This is a genomic window from Botrimarina hoheduenensis (genome assembly GCF_007859815.1).
Taxonomy (GTDB): domain Bacteria; phylum Planctomycetota; class Planctomycetia; order Pirellulales; family Lacipirellulaceae; genus Botrimarina; species Botrimarina hoheduenensis.
The window spans coordinates 475,180-499,689 of sequence record NZ_SJPH01000003.1 but is presented as its reverse complement, the minus strand read 5'-3'; the positions used below and the strand labels follow the sequence as shown (position 1 = coordinate 499,689).

Here is a 24,510-nt window from a genome sequence, read left to right as displayed (position 1 = left end):
CTGCTTCAGCTATCTGGCTGGCTAGCTGAGGTTCTCGATCAGCGACACCAGCGGGATGAACAAAGCGATCACAATGAAACCCACCGCCCCGCCCAGGAAGATAACCAGCAGCGGCTCGATAAGTTTGGTGAGGCCGTCCGTGAGGACCGCCACCTGCTCGTCGTACACGTCGGCCACCTTGTAGAGCATCGTGTCCAGCTCGCCCGTTTCTTCGCCGACGTCGACCATGTTGATCACGATGTCGTCGACGATCGGTTGGCGCATCTTCACCAGATACAGCAGGGCGCCGATCACCGGGACCGTGAAGAACCAGAAGAAGAGCGCCACCGGATGGAACCCGGGCAGCGAATTTTCTTTCATCGGTTTGGCGATCGCCTCACCTTCGCGGATCGCTTCGGAGATCTTCGCGTACATGCGCTCGAAGATCGCGTTGCCCGAGGTGTCGCGTGTGATCTGCAGCGCCTCCAGGATCGGCACGCCAGACGCAATGAGCGTGCCGAGCGTTCGTGAGGTGCGGGCGAGAATGTTCTTTTCGACGAGCTGTCCGACGATCGGTGCCTTGAGCACAAACTGATCCCAGCCGATCCGCCCGTGCTTGAACTTGCGGAGCAGCTTGATGAACAACCAGATGCTGATCGGAATGCCGGGAATCAGGTACCAGTAATCGCCCACCCACTTCGAGACCGAGACGAGCAGCTCGGTCATGATCGGCAGCTCGAGGCCGAACTCCTCGAAGATGGTCCGGAACGAGGGCACGATGTAGATCATGATGCCCGTCAAGATGCCGACCGCGACCGTGATCACGACGATCGGGTAGATCATCGCGCTCTGAACCTTGCGCTTGAGCGACTCGGCCCGTTCTTTGAAGTCGGCTAGGCGTTGGAGGATCAGCTCGAGCGCACCGCCCGCCTCACCGGCCTTGATCATGTTCACATACAGGCGGTCGAACGCCTTGGGGCTCTTGGACATGGCTTCGGAGAGGGTGGCCCCGCCCTCGATCTCGTCGCACGTGTCCTCGAGCGAGTACTTCAGGCGTCCGGGCTTGGCCTGGGCGGCCAGGATTTTCAGGCTGCGGAGAATCGGTAGGCCCGCGTCTTGCAAGATCGAGAGCTGACGCGTGAACGCGGTCAGGTCTTTGCTCTTAACGCCGCCGAAGACGAAGCCGCGGTTCTTCTTTTTGACGCCACCGCTTTCGGCCTTTTTGCGGGCCTTCTTGACGTTGATCTTGGTGACGAAGTAGCCCATCTGGCGGATCGTCGCCTGGGCTTCTTCCTCACTGGGCGCATCGATCACGTCCTTGATCTCGGCGCCCTGGGCGTCCATCGCTTCGAATTGAAACGTAGGCATAACGTTTCCTTCGGAAACGGGCTGTCAGCGGTCAGCTTCCAGCGATCAACTTGAGGGGATGGTCTGGCCGGTCGGCCGCCGGCTGACCGCTGGCGGCGGAGCACACAATGTATCTTGTATTAACGGGTTAAGCTTCGAGCACGGTCTCGCGCACGACCTCTTCGGCGGTGGTGACGCCGTCGTACATCGCTTGCAGGCCCGCGAGGCGGAGGGTGGTCATGCCCTCTTCCTCAGCGGCGACACGCAGCTCTTCGGTCCGACAGTTCTGCATGATCAGGTCGCGTAGCTTGTTTGTCATCACCATTAGCTCAAACAGGCCCACCCGCCCTTTATAACCGGTGTTGTTGCAGATCTCGCAGCCCGCCCCCCGATAAAAGCGTTTGCCCTTGATATCCTCGGGCTTCATCTCGAGGTCTGCTAGCAGCTCGCCCGAAGGCTCGTAGGGTTCTTTGCAATTGGCGCAGATCCGCCGCACGAGGCGCTGGGCGAGAATCGATTCGACGGTCGCCGTGATCATGAAGGTCGGCACCCCCATGTCCTTCAGCCGGGTGATCGTGCTGGGGGCGTCGTTCGTGTGCAGCGTGCTGAACACCAGGTGGCCTGTGAGCGACGCCTGGATCGCGATCTCGGCGGTCTCCAGGTCGCGGATCTCCCCCACCAGCACCTTATCGGGGTCCTGCCGTAGGATCGCCCGCAAGCATGCCGCGAAGGTGTTGCCGATCGACGAATCGATCGGCACCTGAATCACCCCGTCGATGTCGTACTCGACGGGGTCCTCGGTCGTGATGATCTTCTCGTCAATCGTATTCAGCTCGCTCAGCGCCGAGTAGAGCGTCGTCGTCTTGCCCGACCCGGTGGGGCCGGTCACCAGCACAATGCCGTTGGGCTTCTTGATCGCTTGGCGGAAGTCCAGCATCGTGTGCTCTTTCATGCCCACGTTTTCTAGACTCAGGTTCACCACCGAGCGGTCGAGCACCCGCATGACCACGCTCTCGCCGAACATGGTCGGAAGCACGCTGACGCGGAGGTCCACCTGGTGACCACCAACGGCCAGCTCGATTCGCCCGTCTTGCGGCATGCGCCGCTCGGCGATGTCCAGGTTCGCCATCACCTTGATCCGCGTGGTGATCGCAAACGCCAAGTGCCGTGGCGGGGGGACCATCTCATACAGCACGCCGTCCGCTTTGATGCGGATGCGGAACTCGTCCTCGAACGGCTCGAAGTGCAAGTCACTGGCGTGATCCTTGATGGCCATCAGCAAGACCATGTTTAGCAGCTTGCGCACTGGCGCGCTGTCGGCGATCGCCTCGACACTCGTTAGGTCGATCGGGCCGTCTCGTTCGAGCGCGGCGGCGGCGGCGGCCAGGTCGTCGTCTTCTTCGAGCGCTTCGACGATCGACTCGACACTCTCGGTGTTCTCGCCGTAGTAGCGCTCCAGCCCGGCGTTGATGCTGGACTCGCTTGCGACCATCAGCTTGATGTTCAGCCCGAGGAACGTCCGCAGCTCGTCTTGCGTGCTGATGTTCTGCGGGTCGCACGTTGCGACGGTCAGCGTGCCATCGTCCAGCGTAATGGGCACGATGCGGTACATCTGCGCCATCGTGTCCGTGACGGTCTGCAAGCACTCTTTGGCGATCTTCACCTCGTGTGCCGAGACCGTCGGCAGCAAGAACTGCTCGGCCAAGGCCTGGGTGAGCTTTTCTTCGTCGATCAGGCCCATGTCGCGCGCAACGCGACCGATCGGCTGCCCGGGATGCTGGCGCTGTTCATCGACAAGCAGGTCGAGCTGCTCATCATCGATGAAGCCCATGTCGACCATCACTTGTCCAAGACGACGAGAGGCCATAGCAGCTAAGCGAACGTGAGGAACGGGAAGGAGAGGAGCGAATCGCGTAAGGGATGAAGCGGAGGTTCTGCGAGCGGGGCGTCGCCGGGCGGCGACAGGGGCTTAGGGATCTTCTTTCGGTTCGTCATCGAAGACCCCCTTGTCAGCGGCCGCCATGCGGATCGCCAGGTCTTCGGGCGAGTTGCACTTGGAAAGGGCGTCTTCGCGTGTGATGAGCCCGTCTCGGTAGTGGTGAAAGATGTGGTCGTCCAGCAGCTGCATGCCCTGCTTGGCACCGGTCTGAATCGCCGAGGTGATCCGGAACACCTTGTTCTCACGGATCAGGTTCGCGATGCCCGGCGTCACGATCAGCGTCTCGAACGCCGCCACACGCCCGCCGCCAACCTTCTTCAAGAGTTGCTGCGAGAGGATGCCGATGATGGCGGTCGCCAGCTGCGTGCGGATCTGGTCCTGCTGACTGGTGGGGAAGACGTCGATGATGCGGTTGATCGTGCCCGCGGCGCTCGAGGTGTGCAGCGTGCCGAACACGATGTGGCCCGTCTCGGCGGCGGTGATCGCCGCTTCGATCGTCTCGAGGTCGCGCATCTCGCCGACCAGGATCACGTCGGGGTCTTGTCGCAGCGCGCGGCGAATCGCCTCCGCGAAGCTCGTCACGTCCGTGCCGACCTCGCGCTGGTTGATCGTCGACTTCTTGTGGTTGTGCTGGAACTCGATCGGGTCTTCGATCGTGATGATGTGGTGATCGACGTTCTCGTTCAGGTAGTCGATCATCGCCGCCAACGAGGTCGATTTGCCCGAACCGGTAGGACCGGTCACCAGCACCAACCCGCGCGGCCGCTGGATGATCTTCTTGAACACCTCGGGCAGCTTGAGCTGGTCCATGGTGTAGAGGTCCACCGGGATCTGCCGCAGGACCATCGCCACCTTGCCGCGCTGGCGAAACACCGACACGCGGAACCGCGCCTGATCGCCAAAGGCGAAACCGAAGTCGGTGCTGCCGGTTTCCTGAAACTCTTGCTGGCAGCGTTCGGGCGTGATGCTCTTCATCAGACCCATCGTGTCGGCATCTTCCAGCACTTTGGTCTTGAGCTTCTGCATCCGGCCGCTGAGGCGCAACACGGGGGGCTGGCCGACCGTGATGTGCAAGTCGCTAGCGCCCTGCTTCACCACTGCCGAGAGCAGCTTGTCGATCAGAATCGTTCCCATATCGCCTCGCCGCTTTCCTCGCAGAAGGAGCTTTTACAAATCTTGCCCGGGAGGGAGATATCTTGCTCGTGGATCGGTTTGTCGGACGCCAAATATCGCGGTCGGACAAGTTGCTCATTCTAACAGCTTCAGCCTCGCGCCGCGCGGCAAACGAGTCGCGACGCGGTCTCTTGTTCGGTGTCGGAGCGCCTCGACAGACCGCCGGTGCCACCCGCTCGGGGAGAGGGCGTCCGAAGAAGTGCCTAAGAAGCCTGTTCCAACTCGATTCCGCACTGCCCCTAACGCCCTCTCGTGCTGGCCGATGACAAGTTACTCGCTCGCCATCGAGCCCCGCCCGTCAACGCGCCCCATGCTGGGTGCGACGGAGCCTCGCCCCTGTGAGGCTCTGTCGCGAAGCGGTTAGCCGACGTCCGCACTTCGGACAGGGTGGTGGTTTCATCATGCGCCGCCAGTGCCGCGGACGCAACACTTTGGCAGACAACGGCTTAACGCGGCCCGGCTATTCCATTTTCTTGGAGACGCGGAACACCTCGTCCAGGGTGGTGATCCCGTTGAGCACCTTCTGGATGCCGTCTTCGTAGAGGGTGGTCATGCCCAGCTTGCGGGCCTCGCGGCCGATTTCGAGGCTCGAAGCTCCCTGGAACGCGAGCTCGCGGACCCGGCTGTTCATCGTCATGAGCTCAAAAATGCCCAGTCGGCCCCGGTAGCCGCCACCGCCACAATTGTTGCAACCCCGACCCTTCACGAAGTTGGCCGTGGCGGCTTGCTCGGGCGTGATCCCCGCGGCTTCGAGCTCGTACTTGGTCGGCTCGTGGGGGGCTTTGCACTTCTTGCAGACGACCCGCACCAGCCGCTGAGCCAGAATGCCGATCACGCTGCTCGCGACCAGATAGGCCGGCACGCCCATGTCGGTCATGCGGGTGACGGCACCCGGGGCGTCGTTGGTGTGCAACGTGCTGAAGACCAAGTGGCCCGTGAGCGACGCCTGGATGCCCATCGAGGCGGTCTCGTAGTCACGCATCTCGCCCACGAGAATCGTGTTGGGTGCCTGACGGAGCATCGCCCGAATGATCAGCGCGAAGTCCAGTCCGATCGAGTGCTTCACTTCCACCTGGTTGATGCCGGGCAGATAGTACTCGACGGGGTCTTCGGCGGTGATGATCTTCTTGTCGGGCCGGTTCAGCTCGTTCATCGCCGCGTACAGCGTGGTCGTCTTGCCCGAGCCGGTGGGGCCGGTCACCAGGAAGATGCCGTTCGGCCGCCGGATGAGCTGGTTGAACACGCGGAAGTCGCGTTCCGACAAACCAAGCTGCCGCACGCCCACCTTGATGTTGTCTTTGTCCAGCAGCCGCATCACGCAGCTCTGGCCGTGGTTGGTGGGCAGCATGCTCACGCGCAGGTCCAGCTCCTTGCCGCCCGCTGTGATCTTGATGCGGCCGTCTTGGCAGCGGCGCCGTTCGGCGATGTCCATCTTCGCCAAGATCTTGATGCGCGAGAGCAGGGCCCCCAGCAACCGGCGGGGCGGGCTGTCGCGCTCCACCAGCACGCCGTCGATCCGGTACCGGATCCGGATCCGATCCTCGAACGGTTCGACGTGGATGTCGCTCGCACGGAGCTGCACGGCCTCGCCAATCATCAGCTGCACGAGCCGCACGACCGGGGCCGACGATTCGTCCACCTCATCGCCGGTATCGTCGTCGTCCGACTCGGTCTCGGTGAAGTCGATCGCCGTATCGGTGAACTCCTGGAGCATCGAGTCCGCCGACTCGTCCATATTCTGGCCGTAGTTACGGTTGATCGCTTCGAGGATGTGCTCCTTGGTCGCCAGGGCGATATCGATCTTGCGATTCAAAATGAATTGCAGCTTTTCGATCGTTGCGAAGTCATCGGGGTCGCTGATGCAGACCTTGAGGATCGAGTCGTCTCCCTCGATGGGGATGACCGCGTTTTCGCGCGCCACCGACTCGGGCACGAGCTCGACCACCGCGGGCGGGATCGGCACGTCTTGCAGGTTGATGAAGTCAAAGCCGAACACGTCGGCCCGCGCCTGCATGACCTGCTCGGCCGAGGCGTAGCCGAGCTCGACCAGCGCATCCTCGGGCTTGGACCCCTTCTTCTTGGAGATCGCCTCGGCCTCCTTCCATTGGTCGGGGCCGACGACGCCGTTGTCGATGAGAAACTTGCCGAGCTTGGACATGCGGAAGGGGGTCGATCAGGAAGGAAAAATCTTGCCCGGCGGGGCCATCGCCGAGCCTTTCATCATACACAGGAAAAGACACGCCACACGCTCCCGCCGAGCGGGGCCAGATTTCTGGCCGCTGCTGCGGAAAGGGGCCAATCCTGGCCCGCGGCGAGCCGGTTGCCGGATTCAGTCCCGCGGGGACGGCGATTCTCGTGGGGTTGCCGGCATGGATTGGCGATCGGTGGGGCCGCCGTAGACAGCGGCTCCGCGGCCCGCGGGCCGCCGCCGGCTATCCTCGTCTTGCTGGCGAACGGGTTGAAGACCAGCAGAAGGCCCCGCCGGATTCGGCAGACGTGAGCGCCGGCGGACTTCCATCGCGGTGCGCCGCAGCAGGTCCGACGCCTCGACGAGGCCGCCCACTTCAAGCTGATGGGCCATCCGCTCCAGCTCAAACGCCGTGTCCATCAGCCGGCGGTCCGCCGTCATGGATGCCGCTTGTGGGGCGTGCCCCGGGCCTTGTGGCGGCCAACCGGCAAAGTTTTGGCCGAAAGGGTGCCAGGGGTAGTGCGCGTAGGCAGTCGGATTGGGCGGTGCTGCGAAGTACTGCGGGCTTTGGTACTGCGGGCTTTGGGTTGGAGGCTGGTAAGTTTGAGCCGTGGCATCTGGCATTACAGACGGCTTGTTGTACCCGCCCTGGGAATGCCAGGCGTCCGACGGATTAGCGTCGTTCGCAACGTCCTCTTGCCGACCCGGCACGAAGGCTTGAGCGTGCCCTTCCGCGTGGCGGCGCTGTGCCGCTTGGATCTGCGCACGAAACTCATCGGGCGAAGCCCGCAGGGGCGACTGCTGATCGAGCGTGCGCTCCCGCAACTCGACCAAGTCATCAACAACCGCCCGGCCTTCGTTTTCGGCGTCGATCGCGAACGCGGGTCGGCTTGCCACACCCCCCACAGCAACGCTGAGCACAAGCAGAATAAGTCCGAGCGCAGAGAAAGATCGCATGGGAGCGCCTCAGAAGGGAGAAGGGCAGGAAGCGATCGGCAAGGACGGGGGAGCCTATCGGCCAACATTCCCCGTAACCAAACCGTGCCGCAGGCTACCACGCCGGCCGAGGCTCCCGCAAATTGCGCGGCCGATCGGTGTGGGACTCATTCCCCGTATTCGGCAAGGTCGTCTGCCGCGATCTGCCGGAGCCGCTGCGGGAACTCGGGCAACACCGTCACCACGCGCGTCCACGTAGGCAGCGTGGGCCCGTCGGAGGGGTTCTCTTGCACGCGGATACCGGTCTGCGTGATCTGCTCGGCAAATCCCTCAACCGCCTGTTCTTCGCTGTGACGGTCGTAGGTCAGGCCGTTCATGAGGCTATCGGCGTCGTACTGCCGGACCGCGTCTTGCGCCAGCCTTAGGTAGGCCGACCGCAAGCTGATGAACGTGCCCGTGCTAAAGACCATGCCGCGACTGGTGAGCGTGCGGATGATGTTGGCCAGAATGTCGGCAGCCATCTTCATGAGGCCGTGATCGGCGTCTTCGAGGCTCAACGGCTGGTGTTTGTGATCGTACAGGCGGGCGATATCGACCTGCGCGACGCGCTTGGGCGAGGTGTTGCGGAACACCTCGGCCAGCGTGCCGACCTCCAGCCCCCAATCGCACGGGATGCGGTTCGAGCGGGCCAGCGTGCTGGTGATGGCAAACTCCCCCGCGAGCGGGTAGCGGAAGCTCCGTAGAAACACCAGGTAGGGATCGTTGCCCATCACCGAGATCAGCGCCCGCACCAGCGGCACCACCAGCAAACGCACCACGCGGCCGTGCATCTTGGTCGTGCAGCGCGCGTAAAACGCTTTGCAGAAGTCAAAGTCCATGCCGGGGTGCGCCATCGGCAAGCACAGCCGCACGAGCATGTCGGTGTCGTAGTTTTCGATATCGCCGTCCTGCAGCACAAAGGCGCGCAAGGTCGGGTCGGCTAGCAAGAAGCCGAACGCGAACCACACGGCACGCCCCTTGCCGGGGATCGACACCCCAAAGCCCGCGTCGGTCAGGTCGGCCAGCGCTTGCTGGCCGCGCGGTCCGTCGGTCCACAGCACCTGCGTGGCCGGGCCCATGGGGGCCACGCGGCGGAGCGCTTCGCGATAGTCCTCCACCGACTCGGCCCGATTGAGCACCACCACCGAGGTCTTGAGATAAGTCGCTTTGCTCAGCTCGCCCGCGATCCGCTCAAACGCCTTGGCACGCATGTCCGCAGCGGTGATCGGCAGCACCATCCCGATGGGATACTTATCGACCGATTCGCGGAGTAACGACTCGAGACGGATCGAACCGACCGTCCCCAGGTCGTGCAGCGTGGTGATCGGTCCGCGTTGGGCAAAGTCAGGCACAGGCACACGGGGGGTCAAGGGCAGAGGCGGCGTTAGACAGGTGTTGCCGCGAACAACCAAACGCACTGGCCGGCGGCGAGACGGAATCGACCCACTCGAACCACCGCGCCCGTGATCAGGTCGTGGGCGGCGGCGTAAGCGGGGGGCAGATCAATCTCTTGGTCTTGGCACGAGACGTTGACGACAACGCGGACACGGCCCGAACCATCGCGTCGGTCACGATCAAAGGCTAACAACGCGCTGCCGCTCTCGACAACCGTTTGCGCAGCCTCGGGGTGAAAGGCCGGCTCGGCGACCCGCTTGGCGAGCAGTTCCTGATACCCGCGGAAAACCTGCCCCTGCAGCGTGCCCGGTTCTAACGCCTCGGCAAGTTCGGCGCGCTCGTACTTGCGCCGGTTGATCCGCCGAGCGATGCCACTGGTCTGGGCAGCAGGCGTGTCGTTTGGCGTGCCGACCAAGCTGTGGAAGTAAACCGCCGGCATTCCCTGCAGCGCGAGCATCACCGCTTGCGACGCCAGGAACCGTCGCCCATGAAGCTCCTCGTCCGGCGATTCGGGCGCGAGCGCGCTGAAGTACGCCACGCACAATTCGTAAGGCGTATCGCTGCCATCGGCCTGCCGGCGTGTGTTGACGATCGCACCGCGTTTGCGCACGGCGTCTACCAGCGCGGCGAACCGCTCCGGCGAGACAAGCCCTTCAAGCGGGCGAACGCCAACGCCATCGTGCGAAGCGGTGAAATTGAAAAACGTGCAACCTGCGGGCGGCGGGGCAAGCTTTGCCAACCAGTCGCGCAGCGCGGTCGCGTCTTCGGAGAGGAACGCTTCGAGCAGCAGTGGTGGCAGGCTGAACTGGTACACCATGTGCGCCTCATCGCCCGCGGCACCCGGCCTGGTGCCGCCGAAGTACGAGACATTCTCGGCGTGCGGCACGTTGGTCTCGGTCAGCATCAGCGTGCGTGGCGCGAACGCGGCGGTCACGTCGCGCATCAGCTTGACCGCTTCGTGAGTCTCGGGCAGGTGCATACAGGTTGTGCCGAGTCGCTTCCATAGGAAAGCAACCGCGTCGAGCCGCACGATGCGTGCCCCGCGTCGCGCGTACTCGACGAGAATCCGCAGCATCCGGGCCATCACGACCGGTTCGCGGTAGTCGAGGTCGATCTGATCGGCAGAGAATGTCGTCCACACGTGCCGCTCGCCATCGACGGTCTCCACGGGCGTGAGCAAAGGCAGGCTTCGGGGGCGCGTCACGAGCGCGTAGTCGAGCGTGGGGTCCGCTTCGATAAAAAACCGGTCGTAAGGCGTCTCGCCGCGCCGGTACGCCGCGAACCATTCGCTGTGTTGCGAGATATGGTTGAGCACCAGATCAAACATTAGGTCGAACGGTACGCCCAGCGCGGCGATGTCGTCCCATGTGCCCGATGCCGGATCAACCGCCAAGTAGTCGATCACGCTGAAGCCATCGTCCGACGAAAAGGGACAGAAGGGCAGCAGGTGAACCGTGCTCAGGAGCTTTTCGAGCCGATGCTCGACCAGCCACTCGCGCAACGCGACAAGCGGTGACACCGACTGCTGGTCTTCGCGGAGCTGATCGGCGTAGGTGATGAGCACCACGTCGCGCTCGCTCCACGCGGGGCCGGTGCCCGAGGCGCCATCGTGGTTGCCGAGTGTGTCGGCGCCAATCAGGTCAGCGAATTCGACATCGAACGCCGCGAGGGCTTCTTCAGCACGCTGGCCGTAGATCCGAGCGAGACGTTCGCGTAACGAGGCAACACGATCAGCGATCGACACAGCGAGACGCTCCGGATTCGAGCGAGCCCGAGACTTCGGGCAGGCGGCTATCGGCTGGGCCGACAAAGAAAGGCGGGGAACTGAGCTTATCAGAAACCGCCGCGAGATTCACACGCCGCTCACAGATCGTCCATACCCGTGACATTGGTCACCAGCGCGCGCAGCTTGCGACGTAGCACCGCGTAACTGAAGAATCGCTTGCCGAGATCGAAGTTGCGGTCGACCATCGCCCGGCGGTGCTCGGGGTCTTCGATCACACGCCGTACCTTATTGACAACACTCTTCGTTAGGTAGCCGTTCATGGTGATTACATCGAATCCCTTGGGCTCAATATCGGAAACGAAAATCGAGTAGCGATTCACGAGCACCGGCTGCCGATAATAGAACGCTTCGATGAGCGCGTTGCCGAAACCCTCGTACAGGCTGGGGTAGGTGATGAAGTCGGCGTGCAGATAGGCGTCCGCCAGCAGATATACCTTCTCGCCGGTGGCATTGGTATCGCGCTCCTCGCCGATTCGGTTGGGCACATAGCGCAGATCAACGCCTTGGCTTTCCGCCATCTCGCGCAGCGCGTGCAGGTACTCGTCGCCCTCGTCCCCCGACTCGTGCGAGACCACGAGCTTGCACTTCGGATTCTTGAGTGCCGCGAGCAAGGAGATGGCGTGCTCGATCCCCTTGCGCGGCACCACGCGCGTCGGCTGCAAGAAAAGGATGTCGTCGGGCGCTACGCCGATCGCTTGGCGGAAGTCGGCGTTGTAGTCGTCAATCTCCGGCGTGGGGCTCTCGAAGTCCAGCACGTTGGGAACCAGCACGCTCGACGCTCCGCGGCGATGCGACAGCGCCCGCTGCCCCTCGCTGTTGATCGTCACGTGCTGAATGCACGGCATGGTGCACGGGAAGGCCATCCGCAGCAGGTCGCCCACCGAGTTGACCGCAAACCGATCACGCTCCCAATAAAAATCGTGGTGGTGGGCGATCGTCGGAAAGTTGGTCTCCGCACAGAACAGCGCGATCGCCACACCCAGCGGGATATTCATCGGGATGCAGCTGGCGTTCTGAACGCACAGGATCTCGATATCGAACTTCCGCACAAACTCATACAGCGAGCGCTTCAGGTGCTCGGCCAGCGCAAAGATGCGCCGCGTTACTTCCGGGTCGCGCGTCGTTTTGCCGAACACCCGATGGTTGATCCATTGGATATCCGGATGCCCGAAGTAGGCGTGCGGAACGAGGTGGCTGACCTCCGGATCGGTGTCGAGCTTGCCCGCAAACCAGTAGCTCACGTGGCGGTTGTGCCACAGCACCTTGGCCCACTTGGCGGCCTCGAGCGACACGCCGTCGGTCCCCGCGAACCGGGTGCCGACAAAGCCGATGCGGTGGCCGGTGTTGATGGGCGGGAGGGGCATCGGGGGCCTCGCCAGCAAGAGGCGAGCTGGCTAAGGGCGGGGCATGCGGGAGCAGCGCGATTCGTCTGCCGACTCTCGGGGCGTGAGACGACAGAGCTTGCTAGCATTCGGGCATCGACGCGAGCAAGGCATCCGCTCCAGTCGCAGGCAGCTCTCCCCCAAGATGCGAACCTTGCTCGATTCGGACAAGCCGTAAAACCGTCAAGACGCTTCGCCGCCGTCGGTTTCCAGGCCCACCAGGCCGAGGATCTGCCGCAGGTCGGTCACCACGGCGTCCGGACGAATCTCGGCCAGCCGTGGATCATCGCGGCGCCAGCGCAGCGAACGGGCGTCGCCGGCGAAGAGCGCCGTTTTAAATCCGACCCGCTGCGCCGGCCACACGTCGTTCCGCAGGTCGTTGCCCACGAAGAGCGCTTCCTCGGGCTGCACTCCCTCGCGCGCGAGCCGCTCCGCACACCGTTCGTACAAGAACGTTCCCGGCTTGGCCTCCCGGTGCTCGTACGACCACACGCACAGCGGCTCACTAAAGCCGAGCGTCCCGAGCGTTGCGCCCTCGAGCAGCGCCGGGAAAGCCAGCGGGGTGAAGTACTGGGCGTTGCTGACGATCCCCAGCTCAAAGCCCCCCTCGCGCAGCGCGCTCAAGGTCTCGGCGAGGCCGGGCATCAACCCGACCGGATTCACGCGGCATTCGTACTCGATGGCCAGGCGTTCAATCTGTTCGTCGGTTGCCTGTTGGCCAAAGCGCTCGAGCACCGTCCGCCAGATCACGCGGATCTCCACTTCAGGGTGCTCGCTAGGAGATGACCCGTGCGCGGCGCGGATCGTTTCGTGCAACGCCGCCACCACCGCCTCGCCCTCGATCGGCGCGTCGTCCAAGACGGCGGCCAGCGCCGCCACCGCGGCGCCGCCGCGCGCGCCTTCGCTCGCCAGCGAGATATCGCCCGACCCGCTCACCAGCAGCGTGCCGTACACGTCGAACACCACCGTGCGGATCCCTTTCAGAGGTGGCAGCGCGGGCGTCTCGCCGGTGGCTTGCGGCGGGAGCGGCACGCTGAGCCGCGTGATCGTCGCTACGAGCTCTTCCCGGTGCGCTTCGGCCGGCGTTTCAACCCGGACCGGTAGCTGTCGCGCGGGATCGGCAAAGTGCGCGACAATCCGTTCGCCCGCGAAGCCCGCAACGGGGCCGCCCGCGTCTGCCAAGATCGAGCGATAAACGCCCGCCAAACGTTTGCCGATTGCCGTCGTGGAGTAGTGTTCTCGAACAATCGCGGCGTTCGCACCGATGTCGGCCCGCGCGCGTTCGATTCCCAGCTCGATGGGCAGCGTCGGCCGCTGCGTTTGGCACAGCACGCGCATCTGCGCGCCGGGCGTCAGGCGGCCGAAGTCTTGCTCCAGGTGCTCCGCCGCGCGCAGCTCTTCCCACAGCGAATTAAACGCCATCCCGACCGCCTTGAACTCGCGCGTGATCTCGGGCAGATCGCGGCCCACGAGCGGCTTGCCCGCTAGCCACGCCTCCAGGAACACCATGCCAAACCCTTCGGCAACGCTCGTCGTGAGGATCGCGTCGGCCGCGGCGAGCGCGTCGATAAATTCCACGCCGTACGCCCCTCCCGTGTCGAATCGGCAGGGCAGCCGCAGCGCTTCTGCCAGCCGCCGCCACCGATCGAACGACACCGCCTCTGCCGGGTTCTTCGGCCGCAGCGTGACGGCAAAGCACGTTCCCTCGGGCACCAGCGCCGCGAGCAGCAGCATCTCGCCCAGGTTCTTGCGCCGGATGCCCCGCACCGGGTACACAATCAGCCGCGCTTCCGCCGGCAGGCCCAGGGCCGGCAGCACCCGCGCGCGCGCCTCGTCTTGCGGTGGGAACGACGCAAACTCGGCCACCGGGTTCGGCAGCGTGTGCAGCCGGCCGGGCGCGACGCCCGCGCTGCGTAGGATGTCGGCGTCGCGCTCGGTGAGGGTTGCGTAATGAACACCGGCCGCTTGCGGGTACAGGAGCGCGCCGAGCCGCGCGGCGTCGTCCTCGTCGAGCGCCTGCCGCAGGTGCCGATAGTTCTCCGGGCGGTTGTCCTCGGCAAAGTCGTGCACTTGCAGCAGCATCCGCCAGCCCGAGTCGGCCAGCCGTTGCAACGCGCCGGGCAACGCGGCGTTCTTGCCGAGCGAATGGTTGTGCGCGTGCAGCAGCGTGTCGGCGGCCGAGAGACCGGCGTCGCGCAGCGTGGCGCTCAGCGCTGCCGCTAATGCCTGCGGGTCGGCCTTGGTGCCCGCGGTGTCGTAAGCCAAGCGGGGCGTGACAACCAGCTCGGCTGCCGGTTCGTTGGGCAGATCGGTCGGCCAGCCGTCGCGCTGCCCGTCGCAGAGGATCACAACGCGCGGGGGGCGGGCACCGGCGGGCAGCGTCGCGAGGGCGCGAAGATGGTTGGCGATGACCGAGGTGACGCCACCCCGATTCAGGTGGTGGTGAAGAATCGCGAGGTTCATCGGCCCCATCCTACCGCCGGTCGGCGATCGCCGCCCCCCTCAGGCAGCCCGATGCGCACTTTCGGCCCGCCCCGAGTGCGTAAAAAAACCCGGGGCACCCGCCATGCTGCGGACGCCCCGGGCGTGGTGTTACGCATTACGGGCCGCGGCGATCAGACCACCTGAATCGGCAGCGACACGCCGTACTCGTCGGTTTCCCAGTCGTAGCGGTAGGATTCGCGCGGATAGGTTTCGCGGACGAAGCGCTCGCGGTCGGCGCTCTCGCGCCAGTTGAGGCTGTCACGCCAGTCGTAGGCCTCGCGCGCGTCCACGGTGTGGCGCCCGTCGAGGGCGTCGCGCCAGTCGAAGCGCTCCAGGTAGTCGGGCCGCGGACGCACGCTGCGCGGTGCCTCTTCGGCACTCAGCCAATCCCGCTCGCGGACCCGCCGCGGCTCGTAGGCGTACGGCCGATCGCCGTAGCGGGGCTCGACACGGTAGGTGAACGGACGATAGGCGGGACGCCCCAGGCGCGGGCCGCGCGTGGCGACCTCGGCGGCCCACTTGGTGAGCACCGCCTTGAGCACCGTGAGCGACATGCCGCCGGTCCGCTCGCGGACGACCCACTTCGCTTCGCGCCAACGCGACTCGCTGGCGGCGAGTTCCAAGAACTCATGGCCGGCGTGGGTCAGCCGCACGCACGGCACGCCGCCCGCCGAGCGATCGACTTCCTTCAGCAGCCCGGCGTCGATCAGCAGCCGCACGTGGTAGCGCACCTGCTCGTCCGCCTCGGCGGCCAGGCCGGGGCGCAGCGCGTTAACGGCGCAGTCGGCGGCTTGGGCTTCGATGTCGGCCAGCAGCTGTCGGGCGAGGTCCAGGTCTCGTTTCATCGGGCGCCTTCCTTTGCACTCGGGTCACAATGGGGGAGAGCGCCGATCGGTGCGGGGGGGCGGCGATCGGCGCGCAGGGAATTCAGGTTTTGCTGCCGCCCATGATGCTCCAGAACCGCGGAAACGGGCAACGCCGGTTTCTCGGTTGGGGGGGCCTGACCAACGCGGCGGTGCTAGCACCTGCGGCGGAGCGGTCGCCGCGCCCGGCCGGCACCAAACGCCGCGAGCGCCAGCAGCAGCGTGTGCGGCTCGGGGACGGTGGTGGCGTCGGTGCTCGTTGCGGGCACGCTTACAGCGGGCGGGTTGAAGATCCCCACGCCCCACAGGCCGAGCAGCTCGTTCAGCTCGCTATTGTCGATCGTTGTGCCCTGCGGTGGCCGGCCGTTCCAGCCGATCGGCGTGGGCGAGGCGGGCTGGCCCCAGTAGGTGAGCAACAGATTCAGATCGTCGTTGTCGACCGTCCCGTCACCGTTGAAGTCGCCGAACACCCCCTTGAGCGCGGCGTCGAAGAGATACGCCGACCCGGAGCCGTTGCCCGCGTCGTCGTCCAAGTAGCTGCCGACGAGGGCGACCCCGCCGTCGAGCGCCACGGAGAGGCCGAAGAAGTCATCCGCCGCGGCGTCGCTGGCGGTGAGCTTGGCGAGCTGCGTGCCGGTGGCGACGTCGAACAGGTACGCCGCGCCGGAGTCGCCGCCCGCGTCGTCGTCCCCAAAGCTGCCGACGAGGGCGACGCCGCCATCAATCGCCACGGACTGGCCAAACTGGTCAAAAAAGGAGGCGTCGCTGGCGGTGAGTTTGGCGAGCTGGGCGCCGGTGGCGACGTCGAACAGATACGCCGAGCCAGATTCGCGGCCCGCGTCGTCATCTAGGTAGCTACCGACGAGGGCGACGCCGTTATCGAGGGCCACGGAGTAGCCGAAGTAGTCGAACTCCGCGGCGTCGCTGGCGGTGAGCTTGGCGAGCTGCGCGCCGGTGGCGACGTCGAACAGATACGCCGACCCGGAGTCGGTGCCCGCGTCGTCGTCAAGCGGGCTGCCGACGAGAGCGACGCCACTGTCGAGCGCCACGGACTGGCCAAACCGGTCCCCCGCCGCGGCGTCGCTGGCGGTGAGCTTGGCGAGCTGCGTGCCAGTGGCGACGTCGAACAGATACGCCGCGCCGGAGCTCCTGCCCGCGTCGTCGTCCAAGTAGCTGCCGACGAGGGCGACGCCGCCGTCGAGCGCCACGGAGTTGCCAAACCGGTCCCCCGCCGCGGCGTCGCTGGCGGTGAGCTTGGCGAGCTGCGCGCCGGTGGCGACGTCGAACAGATACGCCGACCCGGAGCCGTTGCCCGCGTCGTCGTCCCGTGGGCTGCCGACAATGGCGACTCCGCCGTTAATCGCCACGGAGACGCCGAAGATGTCCTCCGCAGCGGCGTCGCTGGCGGTGAGCTTGGCGAGCTGCGCGCCGGTGGCGACGTCGAACAGATACGCCGCGCCAGATTCGCTGCCCGCGTCGTCGTCCCACCAGCTGCCGACGAGGGCGACGCCCCCGTCGAGCGCCACGGAGTTGCCGAACCGGTCCCCCGCCGCGGCGTCGCTGGCGGTGAGCTTCAACAACTGATCGCCGAAGGCGGCGTGGGCGCGGGGCGTGGCGACGCCGTGCAGCATGACGGCAATCAGCACGGCGGTAAACAAGCGACGGCGAGCGATCATGCGGGGGCTCTGCGGCGGGAGCGGCGGGACGTCGTCAAAACGGTCCGCTCAGGATAACCACCCCAGCCGGGCGGGGAACCAGCTTTCGCGAGCCGGCGGCGGGAGGCCGCAACGACGACCCGCTCCCGCGTCTGTCCGAGCCCCTCGCCAAAATTCCCCCTCCTCCACGGGAGGAGGGGCCAGGGGAGGTGGCAGAAACCGGGTACACGCGGCAAGCATTGCCGGGACGGTCTGCTCAGCTTAACTAGCCCAGCCGGGGGAGGGAGGCAGTACAGCAGTAGGGAGGAAAAAACGTGCGCTCAACCGAAGCGATAAACCGGCATTCGTTTTTATCTATCGTTGCCATAGCGAAGCATTAACTTGCCGAGCAACCGTCGCCTCTCATGACGGCCATCTCCTCTACCTTTGGGTGTCGATGGCCGCGCTACCCAATTCCCCACCTCCCCGAGCCCCTCCTCCTGAAGGAGGAGGGGGATTCAGGGGGTTACACCGAGACCATCTCCCCCAGTTCGGCGGCCAAGCGCTTGCGCGCCACGTGCAGGCGACGCTTGATCGTGCCGACCGGCGCGCGGAACGCGTCGCTCATCTCGATGAGCGATTCGCCCCGCACGTAGAACGCCACGAGCGTGTCGCGATCCATCGCGCCCAGCCGATCGAGTCCGTCGCGCACCTGCGCGGCGCGCTCGTTGGCGACCGCCGCCTCGAACGGGCTGGCGTTGTCGACGCACGTCTCTTCGAGCGTCCGGGGCTCGGCGTCGATCGCGCGGCGACGGCGCGTTTGCCGATTGATCGCCATGCGGACCGTGATCGACTTGAGCCATCCGCCAAACGCCTGCGGCTGGGTGAGCTGATGCAGCCGATCCATCGCCCGCAGGAGGACCTCTTGGGTCAGCTCGGCGGCCTCAGAGGGGTTGCCCAGCCGGCGCGTGGCGACGGCGCGCACCATCGGCTCGAACCGCACGGCGAGCTCGCCGAAGGCGTCACGGTCGCCCGTTTGGGCGGCGCGCACGAGCGTGGCCGTGTCTTGCTCGCCGAGCGGCGTGGGGTCGTAGGGGAAGTAAGTCGCGGGACGCGGTGGCGCGAGGGCGAAAGCGGTCATCGGAGTCGTCCTCTCTCAAGGGACGGTGGTCAGCAGGCCGCCGCACGCTTACCAACCCGCGAAAGGGGGTGGGGGGCGTGGACTCCCGCCGCGGGGGCGTGAGGCATAAGCGGCGGAGCCCTGCGGCCGTTAGCGGTCCCCGCAAGGGGCGGAACGCTTCGGGCAGGCTGAGAACGGCCCCATCGCGGGCGGTTCTCAAGCGACGATCAAGGTGAGCAGCACGCCCCCGTGGGGGAGGGTGCGACCCGCTCGGATCGCCGGGCTCCGCGTCGACGCGATCGATCGGTTAGGCGAGCGAAACTTGCGAGGGTTCCGCCCGGGGTGCCTGATCCGATCGATCAGCCGCGGTTGTCAGCGCGCCAATCAAGGCGCCAACCACGGTCGGACATCGCGGGGCGAGCGCTGCGGCAACACGATCGTTGCGACAGGCTCGCCGGGACTAGCGCCGCTTGATGTAGCGGCTGTAGCCCAAGGCCTACACGTACCGCGCGCATTACATAGCGCAATACGTAGCCCGACTGTGAGCCGGCAATCACCGTAGCAACGAAACCGATACCAAAGGCCTTGATGGCGTTGGCGAGGGTCGTAGCGGTAATGATTGTCGTCTTCATCTCGGGCTCCGCTGCGCGCTGGCGCGGCTAGAGAGAGGAAACACGGCGGCCCGCTCGTTGCGGACCGCTCAAGAACATCTTCGGCAGCCAGGTGGACCGGGTTTCAAACGAAACCAGGCCCGCCGGCCACTACAATAAGCTTTTCACGCCCCGACGCGGGAGTCAAGCAAAACCCGCTCGGGACAGCAAGAAGACCGGCTCGCCGAGGCGAGGTTCACGCCCCGCGGAGAGTTTTTTCCGAATAATCGGCAGGGATTTGCAAGCGGCAGGCTTTTGCAGGCGGCAGGGCCTTGCAGGCGGGCGGGGCGCTGCAAGCGGCCAGGCCAAGCGAGCGGAAGGGGGGACGCGGCGGGGGAGCGTCAGCCCCGGTAGTCGGCGTGACAGTCGGTACACGACCGGCGGAGGTCGGCGGCGGCTTGGGTGGCGGCGGGCAGGTCTTCTTGCTCGGCGGCGTCGGCCAGCCGCTCGGCGGCCGTGCCCATCTGGCGGGCGTAGGCTTGGTAGCCGGGGTCGTCGGCGTCGTCGGCCCCCGGGGCGACGATGGCCGTCGCGAGCATCGCTAGCACCTGCGCCTCGTGGCGCACGTCTTCGGCCCCCCGCCGAAAGGCGCGGCGGTCGGCGAGCGCCGTGGGAAGAAACTCTTCGTCGGCCCGCTTCATGCGTCGCATCAGGCTGGAGCGTGGTGCCAGCGCGCCCCAGTTGGTTGCGGTTTCGTCCGCCGCGGCAAGGGCGGGCCGTTCACCCCGCACCAGGGCTGCTAACTCTTCGGCGGCGGCTTGAGCGGCCTGGTAACCTCCGTCGGTGGCAGCGTCGGCCAGTCGGGCGCTGGCGGCGAAGTGCGGTGCCAGCCGCGGTGCCTCGTCGCGCCACCGCGGCCGACCGTCGTGCCGAGCGATGACGCCCATCGCGAGGGCCACCTGTGCCAGTGCGTCGGCGGCTTGGCGAGACTCACCCCCCTTGAACGCGGCACCCGAGCGGGTTGCCTGGGCGACGCGCGCCGCGAGGCGTTTGATCTCGGTCTCGAGCGTTATCTCATCGATGCGCTGCGACCAGACCGTTTGCGGTGCAGAAACGTTCGTGGAGGTCGTGGTGTCGGTGGCTTCAGAGAGCCCATAGGCGGGGCGGGGCCCGACCAGCTCGGCAAAAGCGTCGGCGAAGAAAGGGGCCTGGTCGGCATCGGAGAAGCGGGGCGGCTCGGCGCGAGGCGGGCGCTCGGCCGCGGCTAGCGAGCCACCGAGCAACAAGAAAAACCCAGTAGTTAGCCACGCGCACGGACACCGTCCGACCGATTTCTTGGTGGGGGCGTGCGGGGGACGTAATCGCCAAGGGTTGAGCATCGTGCTAGTCTATCGCGCCCCACGCCTTCTTTCCGCTAACCCCCACCGTTTAGACCGATGCCCTCTGCCGCCACCGAGGAACTCGTTTCGCAAGTCGAACAGGCGACCGCCGCCGGCAAGCTGACGGCTTCGGCCGCCGCGAACCTGCGGGCTTGGCTCACCGAGCAGCGTTACGCCGACTACGTGCCCGCGATCGCAGAAGCCCTTGCGGCGGGCGATTGGGCGACGCTGGACGACGTCTTCTGGACGATCATCCCCTTCGGCACGGGGGGGCGACGCGGGCGGATGCACCCCTTTGGGTCGAATGCGATCAACGACCGTACGATCGGCGAGTCGGCCCAGGGGTTGGCGACTTATGTGAAGGAGACGCTCGGCACCGGTGCCGAGCTGTCGTGCGCCATCTGCCGCGACACGCGGCACAACGGCGAGCGGTTTGCCAAGCTTTGTGCGGAGGTGATGGTTGCCGCCGGGTTCAAGGTGTACTTTCTGCGTGGCTTTCGCAGCACGCCCGAGCTGTCGTTTGCGGTGCGATATAAGCGGGCCAGCTGCGGCATCATGGTGACGGCCAGCCACAACCCGCCCAGCGACAATGCGGTGAAGGTTTACTGGTCGACCGGCGGTCAGATCCTGCCGCCGCACGATAAGGGGATCATCCAGCGGGTGATGAACTGTCAAGAGATCGAGCGGGCCGACTTCGACGCCGCGGTTGCGGCCGGGCAAATCGTTTACTGCGAAGCGGAGGTAGACGCCGCTTACATCGACGCCGTGCTGACGCAGGCCACACCCGGGCCGCGCGACCTGAAGGTGATCTACTCACCGCTGCACGGCGTGGGGGCGACGGCGGTGGTTCCGGTGCTGGAGCGCGATGGCTTTGCGGAGGTTGAGGTGTTCGGCCCGCACGCCGAGCCCGACGGCGACTTCCCCAACGTGCCGGGCCATGTCTCCAACCCCGAGCGGCCGGTGGTGTTCGACGCGATCATCGAGCGAGCCAAACAAACGGGGGCCGATCTGGTCGTGGCCACGGATCCCGACTGCGACCGCATCGGGCTGGCGGCCCCGCTCGAGCCCGGCTCCGATCAGTGGTTGACGATCACCGGCAATCAGATCGGCGCGCTCCTGGCCGACTACGTCCTGGAGACGCGTCGGGGCAAGCTCACGCCCGAGCACTTCAACCTCATCACCCTGGTGACCACGCAGCTCACGCGCCGCATTGGCGATGCGTATGGCGTCCGGACCATCACCGACTTGTTGGTGGGCTTCAAGTGGATCGCCGGGGCGATCGACGATAACGGTCCCGAGCGATTTGTCTTTGGCACCGAAGAATCGCACGGCTACATGGCGGGCTCGTACGTACGCGATAAGGACGGGGCGGTCGCCGCGATGCTCGCCTGCGAGCTGGCCGCCAAGCTCAAGGCGGAGGGGATGACGCTTCACCAGAAGCTCGATGCCCTGTACTGGCAGCACGGCTGCCACGTCGAGCGGACCCTCAACGTGCAGATGCCGGGCAGCGAGGGCATGACACGCATGAAAGAGGTGATGGCGAAGTTTCGCGCCGAACCGCCGGTGTCGGTCGGCGGGCTCGCCGTGGCCCAGGTGCGCGACTATCTGACAAACCAGCGCACACGCAATGGCGAGACCTCTGCCCTGGAGGGACCGACCGGCGATCTGGTGATCCTCGATCTGTCGTCGGAAGAAGCCCCGTGTGGCAACTACGTGGCCTGTCGTCCCAGCGGTACCGAACCGAAGATCAAGTTCTATCTCTTCGCGTTCACGCCGGCCGAACAGCTCCACGACATGGAAGACGCCAAGGCCGACCTCGAAGCACGGCTGGACGGCATGGAGCAAGACCTGCGCGCTTTTGCCGGTGTCTGAAGGCCGGTTGGTGGTGAAGGCCGGGGTCGGCGAGACAGCGGCACCGCCGGCACTCGCGAGTTACAGTAAGAAGGTATGACCCCCGCTGAACTATTGCGCCGCGCGGCTGAGCTTGTTGATCGGGCAACGCCGCTTGTGATTGTCACGCTCATCGAGACGTCGGGCTCAACGCCGCAGGACGCCGGTGCCAAGATGCTCGTTACCGCCGAAGGGCTCGACGCGGGCACCGTCGGCGGGGGGCGTGTCGAGGCTAAGGCGATCGAGACGGCGCTCGCCATGTTGCGCGATAATACTTCGCAGCAGCTTGCCGACTGGAGCTTAAAGGCCGACGTGGGCATGACCTGCGGTGGCAGAGTCAAGCTCTTCTTTGAAGCCCTGGGCGTTACCACCTGGCCGGTGGTGATCTTTGGTGCGGGGCACGTCACGCAGGCGCTGACCCGCTTGCTGGTCGCGTTGCCGTGTCAAGTGACATGCATCGATCCGCGACGCGAGTGGCTGACGAAGCTGCCGCCTGGAGTTCGGGCGATTGAAACCGCCGATCCCCCGGCCGAGGTTGAACGGTTGCCGGACGAATCTTTTGTGTTGTGCATGACACGCGGCCACAGCAGCGATCTGCCCGTGCTGCGGCGTATCTTCGAGCAGGACCGTACGTTTCCCTATCTGGGAGTCATTGGCAGCCAGGCTAAGGCGGCCGTGCTGCGCAAAGAGCTGACCGCCGTCGGGATCCCTGCCGAGCGGATCTCATTTTATTGCCCGATCGGCTTGCCGCTCGGCACGAATCATCCGGGTGAGATTGCGGTAAGCATCGCCGCTCAACTATTGGAGCGTCGCGACGGCCGGGCAATGTCGGCAAGCGACTCGTAGCGAGTGGCGACACCGGGCGAAGAACCTGCGCCGGCTCGGCCCCTTTAGGTGAGAGTAAGAGCACACTCGGCGATGCTTACGCAAGGATCTCTTTCACCACGCGCGCCGGTTCAACCCCCGACAGCTTGGCGTCGAGCCCCTGAAACTTAACAGTGAGCCGTTCGTGGTCGATGCCGCATAGGTGGAGCATCGTCGCGTGGAGGTCGTGGAACGTGACACGATCCTCTACCACTCCGTAGCCCAACTCGTCGGTAGCCCCAAAGGTCATCCCGCCCCGGATGCCCCCGCCGGCGAGCCATAGGCTGAAGGCATTGATGTGGTGGTCGCGGCCCGAGCCTTGTCCCATCGGCGTGCGTCCGAACTCTCCACCCCAGATGACGAGTGTGTCGTCCAGCATGCCGCGCTGCTTGAGGTCTTTGACAAGCGCGGCCGAGGCGCGGTCGGTTTCTTCGGCCGAGATTGGCATGAGTTCTGCGATCTTGCCGTGGTGGTCCCAGCCCCGATGGTAGAGCTGGATAAAGCGTACGCCGCGTTCGGCCAATCGACGGGCTAGCAAGCAGTTAGAAGCGAAAGAGCCATCGCCCGGCTCCTTCACGCCGTACTGCTTCAGCGTTTCGGGTGACTCTTGAGAGAAGTCGCTCAGCTCCGGCACGCTGGTTTGCATGCGGAAGGCCAGCTCGTACTGGCGGATGCGGGTCTCGAGCTCGGGATCGATGCGCTCAGCGGCTGTCAAACGATTCAGCCGATTGACCTCCTCGACGACCTGCCGCTGCAGGCTCTGGCAGACGCCCTCGGGATTGCCCACATAGTGAACCGCCTCGCCGCGCGATTGGAGCTCGATTCCTTGAAAGCGGCTCGGCAAGAAGCCTGCCGACCATTGCCTTGCCGAGATGGGTTGCGCGCCGCCCCCCTTGGTCTTTGAGAGCAGCACCACAAAGCCCGGCAGGTTGTCGGTCTCGGCACCCAGTCCGTAGATCAACCACGATCCCATGCTGGGACGCCCCTTGAGGATCGTGCCGCTGTTCATAAAGCCTTGGGCGGGATCGTGATTGATCTGGTCTGTGACCATCGAACGCACTACGCAGATCTCGTCGGCGATCGAACCGATGTGCGGCAACAATTTGGACACCGCCAGGCCCGATTCACCGCTGCGCACGAACTCGCAGAACGCGCCCCGGGCGATCAGCTTGCTGTTCTGTAGCTGCGCGAGCTGCTGTCCCTTCGTAAACGACTCGGGGAACGGTTTGCCATGGAGGTCGTTTAGCTGCGGCTTGGGGTCGTAGGTTTCGAGGTGCGAAGGCCCACCCGCCATGCACAAATGAATCACACGCTTGACGCGAGGTTGGTGGTGATAAGCCGATAACGCGGCGTTGCTGGGGGGCGTAAGCAGACCAGTAGCACCGGCGCGGCTGCTGGGGTTTGCGTACAAACGGGTCCCCAGCAACTCGGCCAGCGCAATGCCACCCAGCCCATAGGCCGACTGTGTCAAGAAGCTGCGGCGAGAGTAAGTCGATTCAGGAGCCATTACCGGAACACTTCG

The 24,510-nt window shown here is 65.3% G+C and carries 17 protein-coding genes; 2 read left to right on the top strand and 15 right to left on the bottom strand.

Features of this window, described 5'->3' with window-relative positions:
• Window positions 1-21 precede the first annotated feature (21 nt).
• The 14 genes from Pla111_RS09365 to Pla111_RS09300 form a co-directional block, all read right to left on the bottom strand.
• Window positions 22-1,347 carry a type II secretion system F family protein gene (locus tag Pla111_RS09365; protein WP_146573616.1) on the bottom strand — a complete coding sequence of 442 codons (1,326 nt, stop codon included), beginning with the start codon at window positions 1,345-1,347 and terminating at the stop codon, window positions 22-24.
• Window positions 1,348-1,474: 127 nt separating this feature from the next.
• Complete coding sequence (locus tag Pla111_RS09360) at window positions 1,475-3,193, bottom strand: GspE/PulE family protein (RefSeq protein WP_146573614.1); 1,719 nt, start codon at window positions 3,191-3,193, stop codon at window positions 1,475-1,477.
• 102 nt (window positions 3,194-3,295) lie between these two features.
• Window positions 3,296-4,399 carry a type IV pilus twitching motility protein PilT gene (locus Pla111_RS09355; RefSeq protein WP_146573612.1) on the bottom strand — a complete coding sequence of 368 codons (1,104 nt, stop codon included), beginning with the start codon at window positions 4,397-4,399 and terminating at the stop codon, window positions 3,296-3,298.
• Window positions 4,400-4,898: 499 nt separating this feature from the next.
• Window positions 4,899-6,596, bottom strand: coding sequence for a GspE/PulE family protein (locus Pla111_RS09350; protein WP_146573610.1), 1,698 nt, complete (start codon window positions 6,594-6,596; stop codon window positions 4,899-4,901).
• 171 nt (window positions 6,597-6,767) lie between these two features.
• Window positions 6,768-7,583 carry a hypothetical protein gene (locus Pla111_RS09345; protein WP_146573608.1) on the bottom strand — a complete coding sequence of 272 codons (816 nt, stop codon included), beginning with the start codon at window positions 7,581-7,583 and terminating at the stop codon, window positions 6,768-6,770.
• Window positions 7,584-7,729: 146 nt separating this feature from the next.
• Complete coding sequence (locus Pla111_RS09340) at window positions 7,730-8,953, bottom strand: glycosyl transferase (protein WP_197524891.1); 1,224 nt, start codon at window positions 8,951-8,953, stop codon at window positions 7,730-7,732.
• A gap of 32 nt (window positions 8,954-8,985) precedes the next feature.
• The gene (locus Pla111_RS09335) at window positions 8,986-10,740 is read right to left on the bottom strand and encodes a sugar phosphorylase (protein ID WP_231930876.1); all 1,755 of its coding nucleotides are present in this window, start codon (window positions 10,738-10,740) and stop codon (window positions 8,986-8,988) included.
• A 119-nt stretch (window positions 10,741-10,859) separates the two neighbouring features.
• Window positions 10,860-12,146, bottom strand: a complete 1,287-nt coding sequence (locus tag Pla111_RS09330) for a glycosyltransferase family 4 protein (RefSeq protein ID WP_146573604.1) — start codon at window positions 12,144-12,146, stop codon at window positions 10,860-10,862.
• A gap of 201 nt (window positions 12,147-12,347) precedes the next feature.
• Entirely contained in the window at window positions 12,348-14,627 is a 2,280-nt protein-coding gene (locus tag Pla111_RS09325; RefSeq protein ID WP_146573602.1) for an HAD family hydrolase, read from the bottom strand.
• A 152-nt stretch (window positions 14,628-14,779) separates the two neighbouring features.
• Window positions 14,780-15,493: a DUF2513 domain-containing protein gene (locus Pla111_RS09320; protein ID WP_146573600.1), complete on the bottom strand. Its 714-nt coding sequence runs from the start codon at window positions 15,491-15,493 to the stop codon at window positions 14,780-14,782.
• 173 nt (window positions 15,494-15,666) lie between these two features.
• On the bottom strand, window positions 15,667-17,187 hold the full coding sequence (locus Pla111_RS09315; protein ID WP_146573598.1) for an FG-GAP repeat protein: 1,521 nt from the start codon (window positions 17,185-17,187) through the stop codon (window positions 15,667-15,669).
• Window positions 17,188-17,671: 484 nt separating this feature from the next.
• On the bottom strand, window positions 17,672-18,286 hold the full coding sequence (locus Pla111_RS09310) for an RNA polymerase sigma factor (protein WP_146573596.1): 615 nt from the start codon (window positions 18,284-18,286) through the stop codon (window positions 17,672-17,674).
• A 338-nt stretch (window positions 18,287-18,624) separates the two neighbouring features.
• Entirely contained in the window at window positions 18,625-18,897 is a 273-nt protein-coding gene (locus Pla111_RS09305) for a hypothetical protein (RefSeq protein WP_146573594.1), read from the bottom strand.
• Between the two features lie 359 nt (window positions 18,898-19,256).
• Window positions 19,257-20,234, bottom strand: a complete 978-nt coding sequence (locus tag Pla111_RS09300; protein ID WP_146573593.1) for a cytochrome c — start codon at window positions 20,232-20,234, stop codon at window positions 19,257-19,259.
• Between the two features lie 57 nt (window positions 20,235-20,291).
• Here Pla111_RS09300 and Pla111_RS09295 point away from each other — a divergent pair, with 57 nt between their 5' ends.
• The gene (locus tag Pla111_RS09295) at window positions 20,292-22,106 is read left to right on the top strand and encodes a phospho-sugar mutase (protein WP_146573591.1); all 1,815 of its coding nucleotides are present in this window, start codon (window positions 20,292-20,294) and stop codon (window positions 22,104-22,106) included.
• A 75-nt stretch (window positions 22,107-22,181) separates the two neighbouring features.
• Entirely contained in the window at window positions 22,182-22,970 is a 789-nt protein-coding gene (xdhC, locus tag Pla111_RS09290; RefSeq protein ID WP_146573589.1) for a xanthine dehydrogenase accessory protein XdhC, read from the top strand.
• 76 nt (window positions 22,971-23,046) lie between these two features.
• Here xdhC and Pla111_RS09285 read toward each other — a convergent pair whose 3' ends face one another.
• Window positions 23,047-24,495, bottom strand: coding sequence for a DUF1501 domain-containing protein (locus Pla111_RS09285; protein WP_146573586.1), 1,449 nt, complete (start codon window positions 24,493-24,495; stop codon window positions 23,047-23,049).
• Between the last annotated feature and the right edge of the window lie 15 nt (window positions 24,496-24,510).